Source organism: Pseudomonas lutea (genome assembly GCF_000759445.1).
Classification (GTDB): Bacteria; Pseudomonadota; Gammaproteobacteria; order Pseudomonadales; family Pseudomonadaceae; genus Aquipseudomonas; species Aquipseudomonas lutea.
Genome location: NZ_JRMB01000001.1, coordinates 1,128,917 through 1,153,526, shown reverse-complemented (window position 1 = coordinate 1,153,526; position 24,610 = coordinate 1,128,917). Strand labels below are relative to the sequence as shown.

Genomic DNA, 24,610 nt, shown 5'->3' with positions numbered 1-24,610 from the left:
CGTGGCGGCTCCATGGGCTAGGCTGAGCAGGGATCGCTCATCGGGCCGGAACAGGGGATGACATGAAGCGCGTGACGCTCTACCGGGCAGCATCTTTGATCGTCGTCGCCGGACTGATCTTCTGCGCAGCCATGATGTGGCGTCCTTCGATCGACCCGCTGGCTCAGGCGCCGACGATGGATGACGCGAGTGTTCGGCGTGGCGCGCGGGTGGCGGAGCAAGGCGACTGTGCGGTCTGTCACACCCGCCCCGGAGGCGCCTACATGGCGGGCGGGCTGCCGCTGGTGACGCCGTTCGGTACGCTTTACACAACCAACATAACCCCCGACCGCGACACGGGCATCGGCAACTGGCCGCCCGAGGCGTTTGCCCGCGCCATGCGCCACGGTGTTTCCCGTGACGGGCATTTTCTCTATCCGGCGTTTCCCTACGTGCACTACAGCCGGATGTCCGATGCCGACATCAGCGATGTGTACGCCTACCTCATGAGCGTCGACCCGGTGCCGGCCCGGGCGCCCGACAACCACATGATGTTCCCGATGAACTTCCGTCCGCTGGTGTCATTCTGGAACCTGTTGTTTCTGCGGGATGATCGTTTGGCTGATCTGCCGGATCGCTCGCCGCAATGGAATCGCGGACGCTATCTGGTCGAAGGGGCGGGGCATTGTTCGTCCTGCCACACGCCGCTCAATTTCATCGGTGGGGAGAAAAACAGCGAGCACCTGAGCGGCGGCCAAGTGGACGGCTGGAACGCCCCGGCCCTGACCGGCATGGCCCGGCGCAACAACCCCTGGAGCACCGAGCAACTGGTCACCTACCTGCGCGCCGGCGTGGCCGGGCATCACGGCGCGGGGGCCGGGCCCATGCTGCCGGTCAGCCTCAGCCTGGCGCAGTTGCCCGAAACCGATGTCCAGGCCATCGCCGAGTACATCCTCAGCCTGGACGGCGACACGCCAACCCCCGCTCCTGACTGCGCTGCGACACGCACTGCAGCTATCCCTGCGCCGAGCGCTGCAACAACCGGCACCGAGACACCCGGCGCTGCGAGCACCTCAGCCGCCCCGGCGTTTGCTCAGGGTGAGGCGCTTTTTGCCGGTGCTTGCGCGGGCTGCCATGGCGGCGGTGCGCCCATGCGCACGATCGACGGCCGCCCCGGCCTCAGCGTGGTGTCGGCGGCCACAGCCAGCGATCCGGGCAACCTGATCAAAACCATTCTGGAGGGCATCCCGATGTCAGCCCGGGCACCCAGCCATTACATGCCGCCATTCGCTGACAGCCTCGACGATGCCCACATCGCCGCACTGGCTGGCTATTTGCGCAGCCAGGCCTGCGCCGCCACGCCTTGGCCCGATCTGCTTGAAACAGTCCACACGCTTCGCCATGAGGGCCAGTCGAAATGATCACCCTGAACGTCAATGGCACGGATCACTCGCTGGACATAGATCCCGACATGCCGCTGCTGTATGCGTTGCGCAACCACCTGCAACTCAACGGTGCCAAGTACGGCTGCGGCCTCGGCCAGTGCGGCGCGTGCACGGTGATCGTGGAAGGCAAACAAGTGTTTTCCTGTGTGTTGCCCTCGGGCGCCGTCGCGGGCCGGGCGGTCAAGACCGTGGAAGGCCTGGGCAGTGCCGACAAACCCGGCGTCTTGCAGCAGGCATTCATCGATAACCAGGCCGCGCAGTGCGGTTACTGCATCGCGGGCATGATCATGCGGGCCCAGGCGCTGATCGACACCGTCGCCGCGCCCACGGACGAGCAGATACGCACGCACATGGCGCCTAACCTGTGCCGCTGCGGCACGCATTTGCGGATATTCGCCGCGATCAAGGCTGCGCTGGCCGCCGGGGTGAAGGGATGAAGGGCAGGGATGCGGGTATTGATCAGGGGCGGCGGGCGTTTCTCATCAACGGCGCATTGGTGGTGGGCTTTGCGATGGTGCCGGGAGCAGGGCGCGCATTTGCCGACACCGAGGTCGATACTCTGGGCACTCAGGTACTGGCGCCGGATCTGCCCGGCAGCCTGCGCACCAATCCGTTTCTCGACGCCTGGATTCGTATCGACGAGCAGAACGTCATTACCGTTTATACCGGCAAGGTCGAGCTGGGCACCGGGGTCAAGACAGCGCTGTTGCAAGTCGCCGCCGAGCGCCTTGAGGTCGCGCCGCATCTGATCGTCTTTATGACGGCCGACACGGCGCTCACGCCCAACGAAGGCTACACCGCCGGCAGCCACACGATGTTCGACAGCGGCACGGCGTTGTTCAATGCCGCCGCACAGGTGCGGCAACTGCTGCTTGAGTCAGCCGCGCGCCAGTGGCGTACACCGGTCGAGCAGCTTGGCACACAGGATGCGGTCATTCAGTGCCCCTACGGCCAGTCGATGACCTATGCGCAGGCATTGGCGGGCGTCGAGCTGCACCGTTATGCGAGTGCGCAGTCACCGATCATGGCGCCGGAGCGCTTCACCCGGATCGGCCAGTCGTTGCCGCGTATCGACATCCCCGCCAAGGTCAGCGGCGGTGCCAGCTACGTCCAGGACATGCGCCTGCCCGGCATGCTTCACGCCCGGGTGATTCGCCCTCCGCGGCGTGGCTGTCAGCTCGAAGGCATCGATCAGGCCGCCATCGAGAACATGCCCGGCCACGTCACACTGGTACGCAACGGCAGCTACCTTGCTGTCGTCGCCGAAGATGAATGGCAGGCGATCAAGGCGATGCGCAGCGGGTATGAGCTGGCGCGCTGGTCTCAAGGCGATCCGCTGCCTGATGCTGCCAACATTCACCAGTTGCTCACTCAACTGCCGGCCAAGCGATACCCGGTCCGCAACACCGTCGCATCGTCGCCGGGCCCGGCTGACAGCTCCGCGCACAGCTGGAAGGCCACGCTGACCAAGCAATACCTGATGCACGGCTCCATCGGGCCATCGTGCTCGGTGGCCTGGTTCAACGAGGGCACGCTGACCGTCTGGACTCACACGCAGGGGGTCTACCCGCTGCGGGCCGGCATCGCCGAATTGCTTGGCCTGCCGCTGGAGAAAGTCCGCTGCGTGCATGTTGAAGGCTCCGGCTGCTACGGCCACAACGGCGCGGATGATGCCGCTGCCGATGCGGCATTGATCGCCATGGCGGTGCCGGGCAAACCGGTTCGTGTGCAGTGGATGCGTGAGCAGGAACACCTTTGGGAGCCTTACAGCTCGGCGATGCGCGTCGAACTGGATGTCACGGCAAACGCCGCAGGGCACCTTGGCCGCTGGAACACCGAGCTGTGGACCACGCCGCACAACGAACGAATCGTCAATGCCGGGCGTCTGCTGCCAGCGTGGCTGTTGGCGCAGCCTATTGCCCCGGCGCCGTCCATACCCATCGCCCAGCCCGAGGGCGACGGTGACCGCAACGTGATCCCGCTCTATGACATTGCCGATAGCCGCATCAACATGACCTTTGTGACGCAGATGCCGTTCCGCACCTCGGCGATGCGCTCGCTGGGTGCCCACGTCAACGTCTTCGGCATCGAGTCCGCCATGGATGAACTGGCCGCGCAAGCCGGGATTGACCCGGTCGAGTTTCGCCTGCGCAATATCAGCGATCCCCGTGCACGTTCGGTCATCGAGCAGGTCGCCAAGGCGTTCGGATGGCCAGCCAGGGCAGGCGGCCCGGGCAGCGGTATCGGCTTTGCCTTCGCCCGTTACAAAAACATCATGGGCTATTGCGCCATCGCAGTGCAGGTGCATGTGCAGCGCCAAACCGGCGAGGTGGTCATCGACCGGGTTGTCACGGCGGTCGATGTCGGTCAGGTGGTCAGTCCGGACGGGCTGCGCAATCAAGTGGAAGGCGGGATCATTCAGTCGGCGAGTTGGACGCTGTACGAGCAGGTCGACTATGACCCTGCCGGCGTGCGCAGCTATGACTGGAGTGGCTATCCGATTTTGCGATTCCCGGCGTTGCCCCTCGATGTTGAGGTGCATGTCCTGGACCAGCCCGGCCAGCCGTTTCTTGGGGCTGCCGAGATCGTGCAGGGGCCGATGGCCGCTGCACTGGGCAATGCGTTGTCCAACGCAACCGGAAAGCGGCTGCTGTCTTTGCCATTGGCGCGCAGCGGCTGGCACCGGTCACTTTAGAAGAACTCAATTCAGAGCTCGCAATAAAAACGCCCCGGTCTAATTGCCAGGGCGTTTTCATTTGCGCCTGTGCCGTGACCCTCAGTCGTGATGCGCAGCCCTTTGCCCATAAAGCACAAACATCCCCAGCGCGAGCAGCGGCAGCGCACTCCCGACCAGCACGACACCCGGCCAGCCGTACACCTCGAACACTCTGCCGGCCACGGCCGAGCCAATGGCCCCGCCGACGAAAATGCTGGTCATGTACAGCGCGTTCAGGCGGCCACGACTTGCGGGGTCGAGGGCGTATACGGCGCGCTGGCCGAGCACCATGTTCATCTGCACGGCGAAGTCCAGCAGGACGCCGGTGATGGCCAGGCCGATCACGCTGTAGCCGGGGGCTGTCAAACCAAGCACCAGGGCAATCGGGGCCAGGACCATGGACAGCAGCGAGGCGCGGCGGGTGAAACCGGCATCGGCGAGGCGACCGGCGATGGGTGCCGCAATGGCGCCAATCGCGCCGACCAGCGCGAATACCGCGATTTGCGTTTGCGACAGGCCATGATGCCGGGCCAGCTCAACCGGTACGGTGGTCCAGAACAGGCTGAACGCGGCGAATAACAGCCCTTGGTACAGTGCGCGCTGACGCAACACGGCATGGCGGGCCATCAGCGTGGCGAGGGATTTCAGCAGTTGCCCGTAAGTCGCTTGATGCTGCGGCTTGCGCTGCGGGATGGTCAGCGCCAGCAGCGCCACGATAGCGAGCATCACCAGAGCAGCCAGCATGAACACCGCACGCCAGCCGAAATGGTCAGCCACCACGCTGGACACTGGCCGCGCCAGCAGAATGCCGAGCAGCAGCCCGCTCATGATGTTGCCAACCACCTTGCCGCGCGAGGCTTCGGGTGCAAGGTGCGCGGCCAGCGGGATGAGCATTTGCACGGACACCGAGCTGAACCCCAGCAGCAACGACACCAGCAAAAAACCATTGGCGTGCTCCATCGTTGCAGCGCCGACCAGGCTGGCCGTGGCGACGATGGCCGTTGCAATCATCAGTCGGCGGTTTTCGACCAGGTCCGCCAGCGGCACCAGAAACAGCAGGCCCAGGGCGTAGCCGATTTGCGTCAGCGACACGATCAGGCTGGCGCTTTGGGCAGAAAGGCCGAGGTCCGGGGCAATCAGCTCGACAATCGGCTGGGCGTAATAAATGTTGGCGACGATGGCCCCGCAGCAGAAGGCAAACAGCAGCACCATTGCGCGTGTCAGGGCAGGCGCCGGGGATTGTGTCGCGCAAGGCGTTGTGGAAAGTGTGGAGGTGTTCATATGCAGTGGCTCCCGTCGATGGCAGGGTGGAGACCGGTCGGGTCATCCGTCATGCGTCGACGATAGAGCGCAGCCGCGGCGGGAAGAATAGGCGCTGGGCGCAAAACGCTTTTGCGTTGGGCGCAACGCTGTGGCGGCTGTTTACGGCGAGCGCGGGCTCTATACTCCGGGCAAAACAGCCCGGCGATGGGAGTCAGGTAAGGCACGACGATGCACAGCTTCAGGGCGGCGAGCCTGACCCCCTCACTCGGGGGTAACTATCCCTACAGGTAATATCCGCAATTGCTTTTAACTGATTAGATGGGCGCTTGTTAAAAATGGATAGCTGCGCTGCGTGTCTCGGGAGGTAAGCCCGCCCGGATGACATGCCGCGAATCAGGGTCTGCGACTCCACTTCCAAGGACTGCATGAAATGATAAGTCTCGGTCAGACGATGATTTCCCGCGAGCACAGAGACGTGTTCAAAGACGGCGTAGCGATGCGCATCGGTACGCGCGCTTTTGACATTCTCGAGGTGCTGTTGCGCCATCAAGGTCAGTTAGTGAGCAAGGAGCTGATCCTTCAGAGTGTCTGGCCGGACACCGTGGTTGAAGAGAACAATCTGCAGGTGCATATCTCGGCCCTGCGCAAGGCATTGGGCAGTGATCGCGAGCGAATCCGTACCGTGCCTGGCCGTGGCTACGTACTGCTGGGCGGCGAAAGCGCCGACACCGAAAGCCCCGGCCCAAGCGTGCTGCAGGGGGTCAGTTGTCATCATCGTTTGCCTGCGCGTATCGCCTTGCTCGGACGCCAGGCCTTGCTCGATGAGGTGAGCGGCACATTGGACAATGGCTGCGTGCTGGTCACGCTGATCGGTCCCGGCGGCGTCGGCAAAACCGCCCTTGCCGCCGAATTCGGCCAGACGCTGATCGACGCCGGAACCACTCCCGTGTACTTCGTGCCGCTGGCCCAACTGCAATGCGACGAGCTGTTGCTGGAGGCATTTTCCAGTTCTGTCGGCATGGATTGCAGTCACGGCGAAGCAGACCTGCAAGGCCTGATCCGCCATCTGCAGCAACGCCCGGGCCTGATCATTCTGGACAACTGCGAACACTTGGTGGAAAGCACTGCCGGCCTGCTTGAAGTGATTCTACGGGGTGCGCCCGCCGTGCGCGCCCTGGCCACCAGTCGCGAGCCGTTGCGCATCGCCGGCGAGCGCAGCCTGCAGGTGCCGCCGCTGGAGGTCCCGGGGCGCAATGCATCGCGAAAAATGATCCTGCACAGTGATGCCGCACAGCTGTTTCTGCGTCAGTGGCGGGCGTTGGACAGTCATCGCGCCGCCGGCGGCAACGCCGAGCTGGATGATTACAGCGTCGAACTGGTGGGGGAGATTTGTCGCCGCCTCGACGGCATGCCGCTGGCGCTGGAGATGGCGGCGGCCCGGGCCTGCGCGCTGGGGCTGTATCAGCTGGTGGCGAGCCTGGACGGCAGCCTGCATCTGCTGTCGGCTTCGTTGCGCACGGCACCGCCGCGTCAGCAGACGCTGCAGGCTTCACTGGCCTGGAGCCTGCGCTTGCTGGGGCGTGAAGAGCGTACAGTGCTGCGCCAGCTCGCCGAGCTGGAAGGGCGCTTTACCCTTGAACGCGCATGCGATGCCTTGCAGCGAACCCGTCTGCCGCGTGCGCGCATCATGAACTGCATCGTCCGCCTGGCCACCCAATCGTTGCTGATGGTTACGGCCCAGGGGCCTTTCCGCTTCTACCGCATGCTCTCGGCCAACCGCGCCTGCCTGTTGGCCATTGACGCCGAACAAACCGTACGGACCGATGCCGGCGCGCCGCGCTTGCAAGACTGCGACCCGCCATCCGCCCTGAGCACGTTGCAAAGCGTCAGGGCTGTGCCGATGGGGCCGGACGGGTATCATGCGCGGCATCAAAGAGCCCTGGCCGTTGGCCGTTGATGCGACGGAACCCTTCATGAGCGTGACCCCCAAGGTTTATGTGGTGGACGATGACGCCGCCATACGTACCTCGCTGCAGCGTCTGTTGCACTCCGCTGACATCGCCTGCGAGGTGTTTGACAGCGCTCAGGCCTTCCTCGCCGGCCCGCTGGCGCCAGTGCCTACCTGTCTCTTGCTGGACGTCAACCTGGCCCATGGCACCGGCTTCGATCTGCAGCAGGCTTTGCTGTCGCGCGGCCACACGTTCCCGATCATCTTCATGACCGGCTACGGCACCATCGCCATGTCGGTGCGTGCCATCAAGGCCGGGGCCCGGGAATTCCTCACCAAACCCTTCGAGCCGGAGCAACTGCTGGAGCTGGTGCGCGAAGCGCTGATCAGCGATGCCTCAAGCATGAGCGAGCGCTGCCTCACCGCTTGCGTCAAGACGCGCTATGAAAGCCTCACGCCGCGCGAACGCGAAGTCATGGCGCTGCTCATCACCGGCAAAATGAACAAGCAGATTGCCGTTGAGCTGGGCACCAGCGAAGTGACGGCCAAGGTCCACAAAAAGCACGTCTTGACCAAAATGAACGCGCCCAACGTGATCGAGCTGTTGAAGATGAGTGATCGGCTTGCCTGTCTGGCCAGATAACCCGCCTGGCGAGCCGCTGCCCATCGAACGCTTTATTCAGCGGGCGATGGCTGCGACGGCCGCTTTGGCCGGTGTTCACGAGGCCGGCCTGCTGCACCGCGACATCAGGCCTGACAACCTCATCGAAGACCCGAACGGTGGGATCCAGCTGAGCGGCTTCGGCCTGAGCGTCGATGTGCATTCTGCGTCGGCATTGCCGGCGTCCGACCCGATCTTAAGCTCGCTCGCCTACATGGCGCCCGAGCAAGCGCGGCGGGTCCAGCGCCAGGCTGACCAGCGCAGTGATTTGTACGCATTGGGCATGACCTTTTACGAGTGGCTGGCCGGCCGGCTGCCGTTCTCTGCCAAGGATGCCGTCGAGTGGGTGTATTGCCACGTGGCCCGCATACCGCCGCCGTTGACTCAGCATCGCGGGGACATCCCTGAGCCACTTGCCGACCTTGTGCACCGCCTGATCGCCAAAAACCCCGATGACCGCTACCAGAGCGCGGCCGGTCTTCAGCGGGATCTGGCGGAGATGCTGCGGCAGTGGCAGCAGTTGGGCGACATCCCCGATCTGCCGCTGCACGGGCAATACGACCTGACGCCGGCGCGGTACGCTGCGGACACGACCACGCCCTGGCAGGGTTCGGCTGCTACGGCCTGGCGCTCGTCAGGCGCGGCGCCTTCCAACGGGCCAACGTCAGCGCCCTCGGTCCTCGGAGTGACCAGTCTGGCGGGAGGGCGCGATGCGCTGGACCTGTCGTCGCTGATGAAATCGGCCCACGCGCTGCGTGATGAACACGAACAGGACCGTTTGATCGAGGCGCTGCTGAGCAACACCATCCTCCACGCCGGCGCGCAACGGGCATTGCTGCTGCTGGTCAAGGACGAGGCACCGATCATCTGCGCGGCTGGCCAGGGCGGGGACGAAGGCCTGCGCATCGAGCTGGTGGACACGGTCCCCGACAAGCACCACCTGCCGTTGTCGATCCTCTACCGGGTGATGCGCACGCGTCAGCGTCTGGTGCTGGACGATGTCATGGCCGACGCTTACTTCGCCACCGATGAATACGTGCGCCAGCACCCGGTGCGCTCGGCGCTGTGCGTGCCGTTGGTCAGACAGGGCAGGGTGCTTGGCGTGCTCTACCTGGAAAACAACCTCGCCCCGGGGGTGTTCACAGTGTGTCGTGCCGAGGTGCTGGAACTGCTCACCAGCCAGGCGGCGATCTCCCTCGAAACCGCGCGCCTGCACCATCAGCTGGAGCAGGAAAACGCGCGACGGCGGGACGTCGAAAACGCCTTGCGCAGTGCCCGCACCCGGCTGGCCCACGTTGCCCAGGCCACGGTCATGGGCGAGCTGGCGGCGTCGATCGCCCACGAAATCAATCAGCCACTGGCTTCCCTGGTGTCCAACGCTGCGGCCGGCATCCGCTGGCTCAATCGTGAAGCCCCGCAAGTGGAAGAAGCGCTGTCCGCGCTGCGCGACATCGTTGCCGAAGGCAAACGTGCCGGGGAAATCGTCCACGCCCTGCAAAGCCTGGCCCGGCAAGGGCCGCATCACCGCCGACGGCTGCGGGTCAACGACGTGATACGACACGTGGTCGCGCTGACCGGAGTGGAGGTGGAACAGCAGCGCGTACTGATGACGACACACCTGACCTGCTCGCCCGCGCGGGTCTGTGCTTCCAGCGTGCAGTTGCAGCAGGTGCTGTTGAACCTGATCCTCAACGCGCTGGACGCCATGAGCGCGGGCGATCACGTCCTGCGGCGCCTGTCGATCACCAGTGAAGTGGTGAGCGACGACTATGTGGTGGTCAGCGTCGAAGACACCGGACGCGGCATCGACCCGCAATACCGGGACAAGTTGTTCGACGCCTTTTTCACCACCAAAGACAAAGGCATGGGCATGGGCATGGGCCTGGCGATCTGTCAGTCCATCGTCATCGCCCATGGCGGCCACCTCTACGCGATGCCGGCGCGCTTCGGCGGAGCGACCTTCGTGTTCACGTTGCCCATCGTCGGGTAACGCGCGTTCGCGGGCGATCCGGGCGGCTTAATACGGCCATGTCGAGGCCAATAACCGTTCGCAGAACCCGCCGGCATTCAGGCGATGGGTGTAGAAAGCCAGGACGTCGGCATTGGCAGTGCCGACGGTGGACTGGGGACGGTGGACCTGGCCCAGCGCCATGGCGTGCAGAAACTTGAATTTGAAACCCGCTTCGCGCGGGTACGCCGCCAGTACGAGGGCCTGGGCGGTCGGGCTGAAGCATTCGCAGTGCGCGCCGGTCAGGTCTGTCTCGACAGCCGCGCAGAGCAGGGCGGTCAGCGGTGCTTTGTGCTGTGCAATGCCGGGCGTGGTGTGCAGCGCGATGGCGTCCCACACCTGGCCAATGTCCTCCAAAGTGCGACCGTGACCGCGCAGGAACTGAGCGGCGGCGTCAGCGCTGTCGACTTCGAAACGTTGCTGCGACTCAGCGTAAAGGCGGGTGATGCCGATGCGCAAAAACAGTGCGGCGATGAACAGCAGCTCCGGGTCGAAGCGCAATGCCCGGCTGTGGCCCAGCAAACTGGCGAAGACGAATGTCCGGCACGCGGCGTTCAACAACAGATCGGGCTGGTGGTCGCGCATCAAATCGCTTGCGGCACGGGCCGTCGCCCCGTCAGGCATCAGAATTCCAGCGACATATCGGGTGGTCACGTGCCGTCCCTCGCAGCGAACCGACTCTTAGGAGCACACACGCTAACCCTCGGGCGCATGGCGGTCCTTGGCGGCGCCTTAAATGTTCTGAAGGGTGCGCCGGTGCACCGCCGGGATGCACGTCGTCGTACAACTATTCAGAACGTTTAATACCCCGAGAAGGACTTTAAGAACCGCTCTGCGCAGACTCCACTGACCGCCAACTGCAAAGCTGGAGTGCCTGGAATGACCGCATTCACCCCCTCCCTTCACCCTGAATCGATGCTTGAGCGGGTCGCCTTGTCGCCGTGGCAGGAGCGCCGAGCCAAGGACCTGATGTCCAGCCAGATGGACAAAGGTCTGTCCATTGCCCGTATCGCCGCCGAATGTTCGCTGTCACGCAGTCACTTCTCCCGGGCGTTCAAGAAAAACACCGGGTTGTCCCCACGGGACTGGTTTTTGCAGATGCGCCTGGAGAAGGCCAAGGCGTTGCTCGGCGACTCGATCTTGAGCATTTCGCAGATCAGCCTGGACTGCGGCTTCGCCGATCAGTCGCATTTCACCCGGGTCTTTACCCGCGTGGTGGGGATCACGCCGTTCAGTTGGCGTCGCACCATGGCGCGCCCGGCCTGCACCGTGCGCCTTGCCCCGCAGAGCCTGCATGCCTGCTGAGCGCCGCCGTGGGATCGCCGAGTGAAGCGGGCAGGTGATCAACAGCACTGATGTTCAAGACGCGCCGTCTTCGGCTGTGTCTTCATGCGCCGGTCTGGCATAGTCAGGCCTCCCGAAAACGCCTATCCCGGAATCGCTGAATGAACCGCAACGACCTGCGCCGCGTCGACATGAACCTGTTGGTGATCTTTGAAGCGTTGATGTTCGAACGCAATCTGACCCGGGTGGCGGAGAAGCTGTTCATGGGGCAGCCGGCGATCAGTGCTGCCCTGGCGCGTTTGCGCGATCTGTTCGACGACCCGTTGCTGTTGCGCAATGGGCGGGCAATGGAACCGACAGCGCGGGCGCTGGCGATTCTCAAGGAGCTGCAGCCGGCGCTGGATACGATTTCCGGCGCGGTCAGCCGGGCCAAGGAATTCGATCCGGCGACCAGTTGTGACGTGTTCCGCATCGGTTTGTCGGACGACGCCGAGTTTGGTCTGTTCCCGCCACTGCTCAATTGTCTTCGCGAAGAGGCGCCGGGGATTATCGTTGTGGTGCGTCGCGCCAACTTTCTGTTGATGCCGGCGCTGCTGGCGTCTGGCGAAATCTCGGTGGGGATCAGTTACACCACCGAGCTGCCTGCCAATGCCAAGCGCAAGAAGCTGCGCGACATCGGCGTCAAGGTGCTGCGCGGCGACAAGCGACCGGAGCCGCTGACGCTGGATGAGTTCTGTTCGCGGCCGCATACGATGGTGTCGTTTTCCGGCGACCTGAGCGGGAACATTGATCTCGATCTGGCGAAAGTCGGCCGGGCGAGAAGGGTGGTGGTGGCGGTTCCCCAATTCAGCGGTTTGCGCGCGCTGCTGGCGGGTACCGAGATGATCGCGACCGTGCCCGACTATGCCGCCTGCGCGTTGGTGGAGGGCTGCGCGCTGCGTGCGGAAGATCCGCCATTCCCGATCGAGCCTGCCGAGTTGTCGATGGTCTGGGCGGGTGTTCACGATAACGATCCTGCGGAGCGCTGGTTGCGTTCGCGGATTACGGAGTTTATGTCGCAGGAGACGCGGCCCATGCCGTGATTGTGGGCTGCTGTGGCTTAAGATCGAGATCTAGATCGAGATCAAGGGCTTCGGCCTAACGGCCTCGGTTTCGCCTTCGGCGAGTTACTTGGAAAAGTCGAAAGTCGCACCATCCCCAAGTAACCAAGGGTGCTTGCTCCTGGTTGGGCTCCTCCTTCGTCGGAGTACCCTCACTCCGGTCTCGCTCCGTGGGCCCGCCGCCATCCGCCATCCATGGCGGGGGGCGGCTCTCGCGGCATCCATGCCGCTCGGCCCACTCCCCGAAACCTCCGTTCAGCCTGCACCCAAGTCGCGATTGGCGGTGTCTGGACTTTCTGCATATGAAGATCAGAAGCAGATCAAAAGCAGATCGAAAGCAGATCACCAGTAGAGGATACGCAGGCGGCTGGGTGGCGTTTGTACGGCATTGCGGATTGATTGCATTTTCTGTAGCAGCCGGCTTGCTGGCGAATGCATTTCGTCATCCACCCTATCTATACCTGACCCATCGCGTTCGCCAGCAAGCCGGCTCCTACAGGGCTGCACCCGGCCAGTTGATCGGTGCCACGCGGAGCGTGGGGACGATCAAAAAACGCAGGTCAAGAGCTTCCCGGCTGAAGCCGGTCCCACTGACTGCACGCGCTGCGTTATTGGACCCAGCTCCAGCCGGGAAACCGCCAAGCTACCTTCGCCTTCGCCTTCGCCTTCGCCTTCGCCTTCGCTTCTGCTTGTGATCCGCTTTTGATCTTCATACACAGCCATTCCATCCACCGCCAATCGCGACTTGGGTGCAGGCTGAGCGCAGGTTTTGCGCAGTGGGCCGAGCCGCATGGATGCGGCGAGAGCGCCGTCAGGACAGGGATGTCCGTTCGGCGCGGGCCCACGGAGCAAGACCGGAGTGAAGGAACCCCGACGAAGGAGGGGCCAAACCAGGAGCAAGCACCCTTGGTTACTTGGGGTGCTGTTTCCAAGTAACTCGCCGAAGGCGAAACCCGAGGCCGTTAGGCCGAAGCCCTTGATCTTGATCTTGATTTTGATCTCAAACCCCACCCCATGATGGTCCAGAGCACGTCTGTTCAATACCCACCCCCCAACCCCCCGCACACTGACCCCATCGACCACCTTCCTGCGCCACAACGAAGCCGTGGCCCCTGCAATCAACGGTGTGTGATGACCTACTCAACCTGCAACGACCGCGCGCAAGACCTCGGGCTGCTATTCCTCAGATCCGCCGGCGCGCTGTTCCTGCTGTTCGTCCACGGCCTCCCCAAACTGCTGAACTTCAACGCCCAGCTGGCATTGATCGAAGACCCTTTCCACCTGGGCGCGACCCTGACCCTGAGCATGGCCATCTTCGCCGAAGTCCTGTGCCCCCTGCTGATTCTGACCGGCGTACTGGCGCGTCTTGCGTGCCTGCCTATTCTCTTTCTGCTGCTGGTGGCACTCGTGCTGGTGCACAGCGAATGGAGCGTGGAGCAAGGCCAGTTCGGCTGGTTATTACTGATCATCTTCACCAGTGTGCTGATCGCCGGACCCGGTCGTCTGGCGCTCAACCGTGGTTTGCCTGGAGCACTTCGTTATGCCTGATTACGCCACGACTGCAGACGTCATCCCGACGTCGAAACTGTCCGCCGACGAGATCGTCACGCTGGTGGTCAAACACCGCGTGAAGGCCGGCCTTGAAGCGCAATACGAGGCCTGGCTGCGGCGCATCGTGGCGATGGCCGCCAGCTACCCCGGGCATCTGGGCGTCGATGTGATCCGTGGCAAGGCCGACGGTCTGCACATGTTCACCTGTGTCCTGCGTTTTTGTTCCACCGACGCCATGCACAGCTGGCTGGACTCTGCGCATCGCCGCGAACTGGTCGCCGAGGCGGCGCACATGCTGGCAGACGGCGACTTCACCGAGGTCAACCCGCACAACGAGTTCTGGTTTGTGCCCAGCGAAAATCCGCCGCCGCCGCGCTGGAAACAGGCCTGCGTGACCTTTCTGGTGATCTGCCCGCTGACCCTGATGATCCCGCTGATCTGGGGCCCGGTCTTCCGCCTGTATCCGCTGCTGGCCAACTACCTGATCAGCACCGCGCTGGTCACCGTGACCATCGTCCTGCTCGTGGTCTACGTGCTGATGCCTCGGGCGACGCGGCTATTCGCCCCTTGGCTGAACGCACGGCCAACGCCGGTTGCAGGAGCCGAGCATGAAGGATGACCACACCGATCAACCGTCCTCAACGGACCGCCGCAGCTTCGTTGCCAAAGGCTCTTTGCTCGGTGCCGCCGCTGCACTTTTCTCTTCCATGCCTGGCACCGGCCTTGCCGTCGGGGCTGCCCATTCTTCTACCCAAGGAGGCGCGATGAACGTCGATCTGATTCTCTTCAACGGTAATTTCCACACGGTCGATCAGGAAAAACCCACGGCCAGCGCCGTGGCCATCAGCGGCGGCAAATTCGTCGCCGTTGGCAGTGACGCCGAGATCATGGCCCAGCGCGGTCCGGCCACGCAGGTCATCGACATGCACAAGCGCACGGTGATTCCGGGCCTCAACGACTCGCACCTGCACCTGATCCGTGGCGGTCTGAACTACAACCTGGAGCTGCGCTGGGAAGGCGTGCCTTCGCTGGCCGATGCGTTGCGCATGCTCAAGGCCCAGGCCGACCGCACACCGACCCCGCAGTGGGTGCGTGTAGTGGGCGGCTGGAACGAATTCCAGTTCGCCGAAAAGCGCATGCCGACCCTTGAAGAGCTCAATCAGGCCGCGCCGGATACCCCGGTATTCGTACTGCATTTGTATGACCGCGCCTTGCTCAACCGTGCCGCGCTGCGAGTGGCCGGCTATACCCGTGACACGCCGAACCCGCCGGGGGGCGAGATCGTCCGCGACAGCAATGGCGATCCGACCGGCATGCTGGTGGCCAAACCGAACGCGATGATTCTTTACTCGACCCTGGCCAAGGGGCCGAAGCTGCCGCTGGAGTATCAGGTCAACTCGACGCGCCAATTCATGCGCGAGCTGAACCGCCTGGGCCTGACCAGCGCCATCGACGCAGGCGGCGGCTTCCAGAATTACCCGGACGATTACGCCGTCATCACGCAATTGGCCGAGGCCAAACAGCTGACCGTGCGCATCGCCTACAACCTGTTTACCCAGAAGCCCAAGGAAGAGCTGGAAGACTTCAAGCACTGGACCAGCACCGTCAAGCTGCACCAGGGCGATGACTTTCTGCGCCACAACGGCGCCGGCGAGATGCTGACCTTCTCGGCAGCGGACTTTGAGGACTTCCTTGAACCGCGCCCTGACTTGCCGGCGGGCATGGAGCAGGACCTCGAGCCGGTGGTGCGCCATCTGGTCGAGCACCGCTGGCCGTTCCGCCTGCACGCTACTTACGACGAATCGATCTCGCGCATGCTCGACGTGTTCGAGAAGGTCAATCGCGAGATCCCGTTCAACGGCATTCCGTGGTTCTTCGACCACTGCGAAACCATCACGCCGAAGAACATCGAGCGGGTCAAGGCGCTGGGCGGCGGGATCGCGATTCAGGACCGCATGGCATTTCAGGGCGAATATTTCGTCGAGCGTTACGGCGCCAAGGCCGGCCAGCACACCCCACCGATCAAACGCATGCTGGCCGAAGGCGTGCCGGTGGGCGCCGGCACCGATGCCACACGCGTGTCGAGCTATAACCCGTGGACCTCGTTGTACTGGATGGTCAGCGGGCGCACCGTGGGCGGCCTTGAGTTGTACCCGGAAGGCTTGTCTCGGGAAACCGCGCTGGAGCTGTTCACCCGTGGCAGCGCCTGGTTTTCCTCCGAGCAGGGCAAGAAGGGCCAGATCAAGGTCGGTCAGTTGGCAGACGTGGTCGCGCTTTCCCAGGATTTCTTCAGCGTGCCGGAAGAGTCGATCAAGTGGATCGAATCGGTGCTGACCGTCGTCGACGGCAAAGTGGTCTACGGCGCTGCCGAGTTCGATGACTTGGCACCGCCCAGCGTGCCGGTGCTGCCGGACTGGTCGCCGGTGTCGAAGGTCCCCGGCCACTGGCGCCAGGGCGCACCCATGGCAGCGGCGGTCCACCAGTGCAGCGGACCCTGCGGCGTTCACGCCCACAGTCACGACAAAGCGCGTCAGTCGAAAGTCCCGGTCAGCGATTTCCAGGGCTTCTGGGGCGCGTTCGGCTGCTCGTGCTTCGCGTTCTGATCGTCGAGTCAGCAGAGCAATTGAAAAGAGCATGAAAAGCCTCGTCGGCACTGACTGGCGGGGCTTTGCGCGAGCGTGATGCGCTGGCAATCCTATCGATCCACCACCCACTCAATGGAGTCAACCATGACCGTTCCCTACAAGCGCCTGAACAAAGATGATGCCGTTGTTCTGCTGGTCGATCACCAGACCGGCCTGATTTCCCTGGTGCAGGATTTCACCCCGAACGAGTTCAAGAACAACGTGCTGGCCCTGGCCGACTGCGCCAAGTTTTTCAACCTGCCGACCATCCTCACCACCAGCTTTGAAACCGGGCCCAACGGCCCGCTGGTGCCAGAGCTCAAGGCGATGTTCCCGGACGCGCCGTACATTGCTCGCCCTGGCCAGATCAATGCGTGGGACAACGAAGACTTCGTCAAAGCCATCAAGGCCACCGGCCGCAAGCAGATCATCATCGCCGGCGTCGTGACTGACGTTTGCGTGGCGTTCCCGACCCTGTGCGCGCTGGAAGAAGGCTTCGACGTGTTCGTGGTCACCGATGCGTCCGGCACGTTCAACGACGTGGTGCAGAAAGCCGCGTGGGCGCGTATGACCGCAGCCGGCGCACAATTGATGAACTGGTTCTCCGTGGCGTGCGAGCTGCAGGGCGACTGGCGCAACGACATGGAAGGCCTGGCCAATCTGCTGTCCCAGCGCATCCCGAACTACCGCAACCTGATGAACAGCTATTCGGCCTTCACCGCCAAGTAACAGCTTTTGCGCCGCATGAAATTGCGGCGCAAACCTCTCCCGGATCGGCAGTAACCGTGACAAGATTGCTCGCGGTTCACTGCGCGGCCCCACCACGCCATCGCGCGTTGGCACTTCGGCCGCTGCCCCCAAACATCTGGAGAACACCATGGCTCAAGCATCTGCAACCATTCGCATCCCGGTTTCGGCCGACCAAGTGTGGCAGCTCACCGGCGGCTTTCAGTCGCTACCCCTTTGGCTGCCCTTCATCAAAAACAGCGAATCGCAGGACGGTGGCCGCGTACGTCACCTGACCACTGACGATGGGGCTGAAATCAGCGAGCGTCTTCAGACCTACGACAATGCCGCGCGCACCTACAGTTACACCATCGAAAAAGGGCCGTTCGCCGTCAAGGATTACGTGGCCAGGCTGGTTGTGAAGGAAGATGGCGCCAACGGCGCTCTGGTGGAGTGGTCGGGCAGTTTTACCCCAACCGGCATGACCGAGGCAGAAGCCGAGGCATTGTTCAAAGGTATGTACGAAGGTGGGCTGGAAGCCCTCAAAGCGAATTTCTGATCTTCTCTTGGCCGGCATCAACGAGTGGCTGCCGGGCCTGATGGCCTGGCATTTGAAGCCGCTGCGCTTTCGGTGAGAGTTGCGGCTGAAGGCTCACAGGTGTTCGGACACCGTGGCCGCGTTGATCAGGTCGTACAAGGCAAACGCGCGGTTGACCAGAAAGACCGTGGCGGCGGTGAGGGCGAGGGCGTTGATGATGTGCAGGGTCATGGCGGTGGTCCGTGTCGAGTCTGGGATGACGCGATGGTACGCGACCCCTGCTGAAGCTGAAGACAATAGGCTTTATGGTGTACATCACCGTGAATGATAGGGCCGGCGCCTGAGCCGCATCGGGCTGATTGGCTGAACTATTGCCGTGCAGTGCGGGTCGGCTCTACACCCCTTATCAAGCCGGAGCCTGCCATGCAGCCTTATGTCATTTGCCACATGATGTCCTCCCTCGACGGCCACGCCCTCACCGACGGTTGGGATCGCGCGTTCAAGAAAGACGCCGGTGATCTGTACGAGAAACTTGCTCAGACCTTTGCCTTCGATGCGTGGATCTGCGGGCGCGTAACGATGCAGGAAATTGCCCACGACGAGGGTTATCCCAAAGGGCTCGCCACTGCGCCCATCGAGCGCAGCCATTATTTTGCCGATCGCAATGCCAAGGCCTACGCGGTGTCCATCGACCCGCAGGGCAAGGTGGGCTGGAAGAAAAACCAGGCGCTTGATTCCCATGTGGTGGAAGTGCTGACCGAAGCGGTATCGGATGACTATCTGGCGTACCTGCGCTCGATCGAGGTGTCGTATGTCTTCGCCGGGAAAACCGAGATTGATCTGCAGCAGGTCGTGCAGATTCTGTCGAGCGAGTTGGGGTGCAAGCGTCTGATCGTTGAAGGCGGGCCCCATGTCAGCGGGTCCTTCGTCAACGCCGGGCTGGTCGATGAAGTGAGCGTGCTGATTCTGCCGTTGATCGACGGGCGGGGCGAGCACCCGGCCTCGTTCGAAGTATCACCTAACGCCTGGAAGCAGCCGGCGCACCTCAAGCTGACCTCGGCAGAAGTTCAGGAAGGCGGCGCGGTGTGGTTGCGCTATACCAAAGCCTGATACAGACAGGGAGCGGGGCGTTGCGGCCCCGTTTGCGCAGCCCTAAACGGCGGAATAACGGCGGAAACGAAAAAGGCCAGCTAAGCGCTGGCCTTTTTCTTTACTTCGTCTGGCTCCACGACCTGGACTCGAACCAGGGACCCAGTGATTAACAGTCACTTGCTCTACCAACTGAGCTATCGCGGAATGCGCGCTATCTTACTGATTGGAAAAGGGAAGTCAAGCGAGCGCGTTAAAAATTTTGTCGAGCCTCCATCAGGACAGCTCCGTGTCACGTTCAACGCTCTGGCATAACGGCCAATGCAAAATCCTGAACGCTGCATAGAACCTGTAGGAGCCGGCTTGCTGGCGAACGCGGTCTGTCAGTGACGTGGATGCTGGATCAAACGACTTGTTCGCCAGCAAGCCGGCTCCTACGGGAGAGATTGCACCCGAATAACGTTGGTGCGCCAAGCTAAGGCAGTGCCTGCCCGCTTGCCCGCCTGGCTGACGTTGCGGCGGTTGCGGCGGTTGTCGACATCGGCCAGATCCGCGGGCTGGCACAGACCCCGGACGCTGCACGAAACCTGTAGGAGCCGGCTTGCTGGCGAATGCGGTGTGTCAGTGACGTTGATGCTGGATCAAGCGACGCATTCGCCAGCAAGCCGGCTCCTACGGGAGAGATTGCACCCGAATAACGTTGGTGCGCCAAGCTAAGGCAGTGCCTGCCCGCTTGCCCGCCTGGCTGCCGTTGCGGCGGTTGCGGCGGTTGTCGACATCGGCCAGATCCGCAGGCTGGCACAGACCCCGGACGCTGTACGAAACCTGTAGGAGCCGGCTTGCTGGCGAACGCGGTGTGTCAGTGACGTGGCTGCTGGGTCAACCGACCTGTTCGTCAGCAAGCCGGCTCCTACAGAGACGGATTTGGTCAGATGGATTCCGTTTCCCACAGGCATCGCCGGGGGCTGTTGTCGGAGCCTTTGGAAATAAAGGCCCCGAAACCGCGATCAATACCGCCAGGTCAACGACGCGGTGAGGTTGCGCGGCGCGCCGTAGTTACTGGCCGTGCCGGTGTACAGCGACGTCAGGTATTTGCGGTCGGTGATGTTGTTGAAGTTCAGCGCCGTGCTCCAGTTGCTGTCGATGTCGTAGCTGGTCATCAGGTCGACCAGTGCGTACGCGTTCTGGCGGATGACGCTGTAAGTGTCGTTCTGGATGCCGCTCTGCCAGCTGACGCGGGTACCGATCCGCGCCTGGGGCAGGCCGGGCAGACGGTAGCTCGCCATGCCGCGCAAGGCGTGAGCCGGAACATAACGGCGAGCTCTGTCGCCGTCGTCGTTTTCGATATGAACGTAGGTATAACCCGCCAGCAGGTCGAGCCCCGGCAAAACTTCGCCCGAGGCCTCCAGCTCCACCCCGTGGCTCTCGTAATCTTCGGTGAAGTAGCGGAACTGCGAACCCACCTGAATGTAGTCCGCCGACGCCACATTGCTCTGGTGGGTCTTGAACACCGCAGCCGTCAGGTTCAGGCGATCGTCCATCACGCTGCCTTTCACACCGGCTTCCAGGCTTTTGCCTTCCAGCGGTGCGAGCACTTTGCCGTCGACGCCGACCGTGCCGTACTGCGGATTGAAGATTTCCGTCCAACTGGTGTAAACGCTCCACTGCGGGGTCAGGTCATAGACCAGCCCGGTGTAGGGCGTCACTTTGCCGTGTTCTCGCTGTGAATGGTCAGTGCCGTAGCTGTCGCCGGTGCCATCGGCGCTCAGCATGCGCGCCCCGGCGATCCAGTGCAGGTCATCCGCGAGGCTGAAACGTGCCCCGGCAAACAGGCTCTTCTGGCGGTCGGTGAAGTTTTGTGTGTTGCTGTCGCGGGTGAAGGGAAACTGCGGTGAGATCGAGTTCCCGGCAAGAATCCCGGCAAACGAGGTATTGAAATAGCCTGATTCGAACGCGTCGTACTCACGGGCTTTTTGATGAGTGCGGCCGTAGGCGGCACCAAACGTCAGTTCGTGGTCGCGACCGAACAGGCTGAACGGCCCGGAGACCTTGGCCTCACCAAGCAGCTGATGCGCCTTGCTGGTGGTGTGCGCCGCGAATGCCAGCGCGTCGTCGTCGGTAACGCCCGCGACATACAGCATGTTGGTGTCTTGATACTCGGTGATCCCGGTGCCGGTCAGCGTGGCGTTCCAGCTGTTGCCGAAGTCATGCTTCCACTCGCCGAAGGCGCGCTGGGTATGCATGTTCCAGTATGTCCATGGCTGGCCGACGTTGGACGAACGGCTGCTGTAGTGGATCGGGTTGCTGTTGGTGTCAACCAGCGGCAAGTTGCCCCAGGTGCTCCCGTTGGAATCACTGTTGTGCTGGGTGAAGCCTACCGTGAAGGTGTCGGCGTCGGAGAGGTCGAATGCCAGCAATCCGGCTGCGACGTTCTTCTCGTGGCTGTAACGGTCCATCCACGAATTGCCTTTGTCATGGGCATAAATGAAGCGGCCGCGCACATTGCCTGTTTCAGCCAAAGGCCCCGACACGTCGGCCTGCACGCGACGGCTGTCCCACGACCCCACGCTGGTGTCGATCTGCGCCTGGAAATCACGCGTCGGCCGTTTGCGGATGAAGTTGACCGTGGCTGATGGGTTGCCAGTGCCGCTCATCAAACCGTTGGCGCCGTGGAGTACGTCGATCTGCTCGAACTCGGCCATGTCCAGGTCCCCGATCAGGATGGTCTGGGCGAACGGCATGCCCATCCCGTCGTACTCGAAGCTGCCGATGTCGAATCCGCGCGATGTGAATTCCGTGCGGTCGCTCTCGCTTTGCTCGACGGTCACCGACGGCGCAGAACGCAGCGCATCCTTGACCCCGTTCATTTTGAAGTCGTTCATCTGCGCGCGGGTGATTGTGGTAATCGCCTGAGGCGTCTGTTTATTGGTGAGCCCCAACTTGGTGGTGCTCGAAGACGGCTTGCCCTGATAACCCACGCTTTGCCCGTCGTCCTGCACGGCACTGTCCTGGATTTGCATCTCGGGGAGCGTCACGTCATCGGCTGCATGGGCGGCAGGCCAGGCGGTGACGACGCTGGCGACGCTGGCAAAGAGAAGCGAAGCGGGGAGGCGAGGATTCACAAGCGGATTTCCTGAAGGCGCTGAAAAGTCGCGATTCTGAATCAAGATGCGAATCATTACCACCTGTTACAAAGATATATCTCACGCTTTTTTCACATGCCGACCGCTGCTCTTGCGCAGTGCCTTGCCCGCTGACCAAACGGGCAGGGCACATGCGTTATCCGCATCGTGGCTGGGTTACGGAATCAACTTCCTCGCGCGCATGCCTTCCAGATGCGCCAGCAGCGCTTCGTCCGAGCGCAGACTCATGCCGGTGAACCCTGCCTGACGCGCTTTGGTGACGTCGAAGATCGCGTCCTTTTCGACATGGAAAATGAAGTCGCCAAACGAACCCAGTGCGATACGGTCTGGGTCGGTCTGCGCCAGGCCTTCGCGTTGCGCAAGGTTTCCCCACACAGGACGCAACGCGCCCAGGCGCTGGGTGAGGGAGATGGGTTGCGGCTCGCCCACTTCCAGACCGAACCACTCGGCCAGCTTCGGCCAGACATGGCTCCAGCGAAATACATCGCCATTAGTCAGGTTGTAAGCCCCGTCTTTTTCCTCGACGGCTGCCCAGACCGCTGCCTGGCCGATGAGCTCGGCTGAAGTGACGTTGACCAATACGTTGCGGTAGGCCACGTCCGAGCCAGGAAACTGCATCGCCGTGCCGGTTTCGCGGCACAGCGCCCCGTACAGCCCAATCAGGTTGCCCAGGTTCATCGCCGAACCAATGGAATGGCCGATGACGATATCGGGGCGCAGCGCAGTCCATTTGATGCCCTCGCTTTCGAGGCTTTTGACGAAGTCCTCATGGCGAAAATACAGATTGGGCGGGAAGTGGCGGCTGTCATCCTCGCGGGCAGGGGTCTTGTACACCCCCAGATGTGCGCCATAGATCTTGCCGCCCTGCACAAAAGTAATGCGTTCCAGGTCGGCCCCCGCGCCACGCAGCGCCGCCACCAGGTTCTCCAGCATCGCAGCGTTCTCATCCGCCTCGACGCCCGGGTCGCTGTTCGGTTTCAAGGCGCTGTAGAACAGATGGGTGACGCCCTTGAGGCTGGGCTTCAATGACGCCAGGGTGTGCGGATCGAGCAGGTCGGCACTCAGATGAGGGAAGTGGCTGGGTGCGGTGGTTGACCTGCCAACAGTCGACACCTGCCACCCGGCCTCGGCGAAACTGTCGACGACAGCGCTGCCGATAACCCCGCTGGCGCCGGCCACGAGTAGGTGTTTTTCAGACATGGGTGAGCTCTCCGTTCAACAATGCGGTGACACGACTGCCTTGGGCAGCCAACTAAAAAGGCTGACCGTGTGCGTGCGGGTTTGTGCATTTTTTTGCGCGGCGGTGGGATGGTCGTGATCACCGTACGCCTCGTCGTCTCATTGGCGATCGCACTTGACATTGCGTCCATGGATTCAATTGGAGTAATGTAGCGCCTATAGAGCCAAATTCAGTCCAGTCACAGGTACTCCAATGACCATTGCCATCCCAGCCAGACACTTGTCCAAGTCCGAATGTGTGGTGGGTTTGCGGGCAGCGTTGCGCATTCTGGACAAATGGACAGCCACCAGTGAACAAGCCTGCCAGGTCTTGCGCATTTCCCGCAGCACGTACACACGGGCGCGGCAAGGCGACACCGAGTGGTCGGTCGCGCTCGATCAGGACCAGATGCAACGCGTCAGCTTCGTGCTGAACATCCACGCTGCACTCAGAACGTTGTTCGATAACCCCGACAACGCCTACGGTTTCCCGTCGATGGAAAACCACAACGAGTTCTTCAACGGACGAAAGCCGCTGGACGTCATGGCCCAGGGCGACATGATCTCGCTGTATGAAACCTTCCGCCGCATCGACACCCTCCGGGGCGCGCAATGGTGACGCCGGACAGCCTCCCTGCACTGGCTGGCGAGGCACAGCACGCCTATCGGCTGGTGAATTCCAAATTCCCGCCCATCGAGCTGTTCAGCGACGTGGCGGACGCTGCCGAGTTTGAAACCCTGTACCGCATTCAGGCCCTGACCAATCCAAGGTTATTGAACGAAGTCGGACGCATCGAGCTGATTCCTCTGGCCGACATTCCGTTCGGCATTCCGGGGTGTTCATACGCTGTGGCACCTTTTACCCACGTCAATCCGGCCGGTTCGCGCTTCAGCAGCGGCGAGTTCGGCGTGCTGTACCTGGCCGATACGGTTGACACGGCCATTGCCGAGGTACGCCATCACCAGCAGCTGTACTGGTCGCGAGTGGCGGCGCTGAAGTACGAGCGCTTTGTGTTCCGTAGCCTGTATTGCAGCTTCGGCGAGCAGGGCAGTGTCAATGCCACTGCGGTGCCCGCGTCGGACCCCATTTACGCGCCCGACGACTACTCGCAGTCGCACCGGCTGGGCAAGGCGGCGAAGGAAGCGGGGCTCGCCGGGCTGCGCTACCGCTCGGTGCGCTCACCCGGCAACCATTGTTGGGCCTTGCTGTCGCCGCGCCACGTCACGTCAATCGTGCAAAGCGCTCACTTCGAGATGATCTGGAGCGGTGAGGTCATCGGGATCAACCAGCTTTCCAACGCCTGAAGCCCTCGTTTC

General features: G+C 62.6%; 20 protein-coding genes and 1 tRNA gene. 16 read left to right on the top strand and 5 right to left on the bottom strand.

All coding sequences use genetic code 11. The features are described from left to right. Positions 1–62 precede the first annotated feature (62 nt). From LT42_RS04750 to LT42_RS04740, 3 genes are read left to right on the top strand one after another with little or no spacing between them, the layout of a single operon-like run. Positions 63–1,400: a cytochrome c gene (locus LT42_RS04750; RefSeq protein WP_037010357.1), complete on the top strand. Its 1,338-nt coding sequence runs from the start codon at positions 63–65 to the stop codon at positions 1,398–1,400. Continuing rightward, positions 1,397–1,861: a (2Fe-2S)-binding protein gene (locus LT42_RS04745; RefSeq protein WP_037010355.1), complete on the top strand. Its 465-nt coding sequence runs from the start codon at positions 1,397–1,399 to the stop codon at positions 1,859–1,861. Before LT42_RS04750 ends, LT42_RS04745 begins: the two co-directional genes overlap by 4 nt. Further along, complete coding sequence (locus LT42_RS04740) at positions 1,858–4,119, top strand: xanthine dehydrogenase family protein molybdopterin-binding subunit (RefSeq protein WP_037010353.1); 2,262 nt, start codon at positions 1,858–1,860, stop codon at positions 4,117–4,119. Before LT42_RS04745 ends, LT42_RS04740 begins: the two co-directional genes overlap by 4 nt. Positions 4,120–4,200: 81 nt before the next feature. Here LT42_RS04740 and LT42_RS04735 read toward each other — a convergent pair whose 3' ends face one another. After that, entirely contained in the window at positions 4,201–5,421 is a 1,221-nt protein-coding gene (locus LT42_RS04735) for an MFS transporter (RefSeq protein ID WP_037010351.1), read from the bottom strand. Positions 5,422–5,833: 412 nt separating this feature from the next. On the opposite strand from LT42_RS04735, the gene LT42_RS04725 reads away from it, so the two are divergent. The 3 genes from LT42_RS04725 to LT42_RS04715 are packed head-to-tail and all read left to right on the top strand — an operon-like array spanning position 5,834 to position 10,002. Further along, positions 5,834–7,360, top strand: a complete 1,527-nt coding sequence (locus LT42_RS04725; protein WP_052075082.1) for an ATP-binding protein — start codon at positions 5,834–5,836, stop codon at positions 7,358–7,360. Beyond that, positions 7,323–7,994, top strand: coding sequence for a response regulator transcription factor (locus LT42_RS04720; RefSeq protein WP_276209490.1), 672 nt, complete (start codon positions 7,323–7,325; stop codon positions 7,992–7,994). Before LT42_RS04725 ends, LT42_RS04720 begins: the two co-directional genes overlap by 38 nt. Then, the gene (locus LT42_RS04715; RefSeq protein ID WP_152597586.1) at positions 7,975–10,002 is read left to right on the top strand and encodes an ATP-binding protein; all 2,028 of its coding nucleotides are present in this window, start codon (positions 7,975–7,977) and stop codon (positions 10,000–10,002) included. The genes LT42_RS04720 and LT42_RS04715 overlap by 20 nt, the downstream gene beginning before the upstream one ends. A 27-nt stretch (positions 10,003–10,029) precedes the next feature. On the opposite strand, the gene LT42_RS04710 is transcribed toward LT42_RS04715, so the two are convergent. Then, positions 10,030–10,674, bottom strand: a complete 645-nt coding sequence (locus LT42_RS04710; protein WP_152597585.1) for a phosphohydrolase — start codon at positions 10,672–10,674, stop codon at positions 10,030–10,032. A gap of 225 nt (positions 10,675–10,899) precedes the next feature. On the opposite strand from LT42_RS04710, the gene LT42_RS04705 reads away from it, so the two are divergent. From LT42_RS04705 to LT42_RS04665, 8 genes are all read left to right on the top strand, one after another. Then, a complete protein-coding gene (locus LT42_RS04705; RefSeq protein ID WP_081955316.1) occupies positions 10,900–11,325 on the top strand; it encodes a helix-turn-helix domain-containing protein in 426 nt (141 codons plus the stop codon). A 140-nt stretch (positions 11,326–11,465) separates the two neighbouring features. Beyond that, entirely contained in the window at positions 11,466–12,386 is a 921-nt protein-coding gene (locus LT42_RS04700; RefSeq protein WP_037010345.1) for a LysR family transcriptional regulator, read from the top strand. A gap of 1,149 nt (positions 12,387–13,535) precedes the next feature. Beyond that, positions 13,536–13,952, top strand: a complete 417-nt coding sequence (locus LT42_RS04690; protein ID WP_037010341.1) for a DoxX family protein — start codon at positions 13,536–13,538, stop codon at positions 13,950–13,952. Continuing rightward, complete coding sequence (locus LT42_RS04685; RefSeq protein ID WP_052075078.1) at positions 13,945–14,574, top strand: antibiotic biosynthesis monooxygenase; 630 nt, start codon at positions 13,945–13,947, stop codon at positions 14,572–14,574. Before LT42_RS04690 ends, LT42_RS04685 begins: the two co-directional genes overlap by 8 nt. Positions 14,575–14,719: 145 nt before the next feature. Further along, positions 14,720–16,558: an amidohydrolase gene (locus tag LT42_RS04680; RefSeq protein WP_037012956.1), complete on the top strand. Its 1,839-nt coding sequence runs from the start codon at positions 14,720–14,722 to the stop codon at positions 16,556–16,558. A 126-nt stretch (positions 16,559–16,684) separates the two neighbouring features. Next, entirely contained in the window at positions 16,685–17,308 is a 624-nt protein-coding gene (gene ycaC / locus LT42_RS04675) for an isochorismate family cysteine hydrolase YcaC (protein ID WP_037010340.1), read from the top strand. Positions 17,309–17,456: 148 nt separating this feature from the next. Further along, positions 17,457–17,864, top strand: a complete 408-nt coding sequence (locus LT42_RS04670; RefSeq protein ID WP_037010338.1) for an SRPBCC family protein — start codon at positions 17,457–17,459, stop codon at positions 17,862–17,864. Positions 17,865–18,266: 402 nt separating this feature from the next. Next, positions 18,267–18,953: a dihydrofolate reductase family protein gene (locus tag LT42_RS04665; RefSeq protein WP_037010337.1), complete on the top strand. Its 687-nt coding sequence runs from the start codon at positions 18,267–18,269 to the stop codon at positions 18,951–18,953. 110 nt (positions 18,954–19,063) lie between these two features. On the opposite strand, the gene LT42_RS04660 is transcribed toward LT42_RS04665, so the two are convergent. The 3 genes from LT42_RS04660 to LT42_RS04650 all read right to left on the bottom strand — a co-directional run bounded on the left by LT42_RS04660 (position 19,064) and on the right by LT42_RS04650 (position 23,275). Then, a tRNA-Asn gene (locus LT42_RS04660) sits at positions 19,064–19,139 on the bottom strand. Between the two features lie 800 nt (positions 19,140–19,939). Beyond that, positions 19,940–22,054, bottom strand: a complete 2,115-nt coding sequence (locus LT42_RS04655) for a TonB-dependent siderophore receptor (RefSeq protein WP_037010335.1) — start codon at positions 22,052–22,054, stop codon at positions 19,940–19,942. Positions 22,055–22,231: 177 nt separating this feature from the next. Then, entirely contained in the window at positions 22,232–23,275 is a 1,044-nt protein-coding gene (locus tag LT42_RS04650) for an SDR family oxidoreductase (protein WP_037010333.1), read from the bottom strand. A gap of 232 nt (positions 23,276–23,507) precedes the next feature. On the opposite strand from LT42_RS04650, the gene LT42_RS04645 reads away from it, so the two are divergent. Further along, positions 23,508–23,912 (top strand): antitoxin Xre-like helix-turn-helix domain-containing protein, encoded by a 405-nt coding sequence (locus tag LT42_RS04645; protein ID WP_037010332.1) that lies wholly within the window; start codon positions 23,508–23,510, stop codon positions 23,910–23,912. After that, a complete protein-coding gene (locus LT42_RS04640) occupies positions 23,906–24,598 on the top strand; it encodes an RES family NAD+ phosphorylase (RefSeq protein ID WP_037010330.1) in 693 nt (230 codons plus the stop codon). The genes LT42_RS04645 and LT42_RS04640 overlap by 7 nt, the downstream gene beginning before the upstream one ends. Positions 24,599–24,610: the final 12 nt, after the last annotated feature.

Excerpts from the sequence above, each read along its gene's own strand:
- LT42_RS04640 (WP_037010330.1), top strand. The coding sequence starts at position 23,906 with ATGGTGACGCCGGACAGCCTCCCTGCACTGGCTGGCGAGGCACAGCAC.
- LT42_RS04735 (WP_037010351.1), bottom strand. The coding sequence starts at position 5,421 with ATGAACACCTCCACACTTTCCACAACGCCTTGCGCGACACAATCCCCG.
- LT42_RS04670 (WP_037010338.1), top strand. The coding sequence starts at position 17,457 with ATGGCTCAAGCATCTGCAACCATTCGCATCCCGGTTTCGGCCGACCAA.
- LT42_RS04700 (WP_037010345.1), top strand. The coding sequence starts at position 11,466 with ATGAACCGCAACGACCTGCGCCGCGTCGACATGAACCTGTTGGTGATC.
- LT42_RS04705 (WP_081955316.1), top strand. The coding sequence starts at position 10,900 with ATGACCGCATTCACCCCCTCCCTTCACCCTGAATCGATGCTTGAGCGG.
- LT42_RS04750 (WP_037010357.1), top strand. The coding sequence starts at position 63 with ATGAAGCGCGTGACGCTCTACCGGGCAGCATCTTTGATCGTCGTCGCC.
- ycaC (WP_037010340.1), top strand. The coding sequence starts at position 16,685 with ATGACCGTTCCCTACAAGCGCCTGAACAAAGATGATGCCGTTGTTCTG.
- LT42_RS04665 (WP_037010337.1), top strand. The coding sequence starts at position 18,267 with ATGCAGCCTTATGTCATTTGCCACATGATGTCCTCCCTCGACGGCCAC.
- LT42_RS04745 (WP_037010355.1), top strand. The coding sequence starts at position 1,397 with ATGATCACCCTGAACGTCAATGGCACGGATCACTCGCTGGACATAGAT.
- LT42_RS04685 (WP_052075078.1), top strand. The coding sequence starts at position 13,945 with ATGCCTGATTACGCCACGACTGCAGACGTCATCCCGACGTCGAAACTG.
- LT42_RS04740 (WP_037010353.1), top strand. The coding sequence starts at position 1,858 with ATGAAGGGCAGGGATGCGGGTATTGATCAGGGGCGGCGGGCGTTTCTC.
- LT42_RS04645 (WP_037010332.1), top strand. The coding sequence starts at position 23,508 with ATGACCATTGCCATCCCAGCCAGACACTTGTCCAAGTCCGAATGTGTG.
- LT42_RS04720 (WP_276209490.1), top strand. The coding sequence starts at position 7,323 with ATGCGCGGCATCAAAGAGCCCTGGCCGTTGGCCGTTGATGCGACGGAA.
- LT42_RS04680 (WP_037012956.1), top strand. The coding sequence starts at position 14,720 with ATGAACGTCGATCTGATTCTCTTCAACGGTAATTTCCACACGGTCGAT.
- LT42_RS04650 (WP_037010333.1), bottom strand. The coding sequence starts at position 23,275 with ATGTCTGAAAAACACCTACTCGTGGCCGGCGCCAGCGGGGTTATCGGC.
- LT42_RS04690 (WP_037010341.1), top strand. The coding sequence starts at position 13,536 with ATGACCTACTCAACCTGCAACGACCGCGCGCAAGACCTCGGGCTGCTA.
- LT42_RS04725 (WP_052075082.1), top strand. The coding sequence starts at position 5,834 with ATGATAAGTCTCGGTCAGACGATGATTTCCCGCGAGCACAGAGACGTG.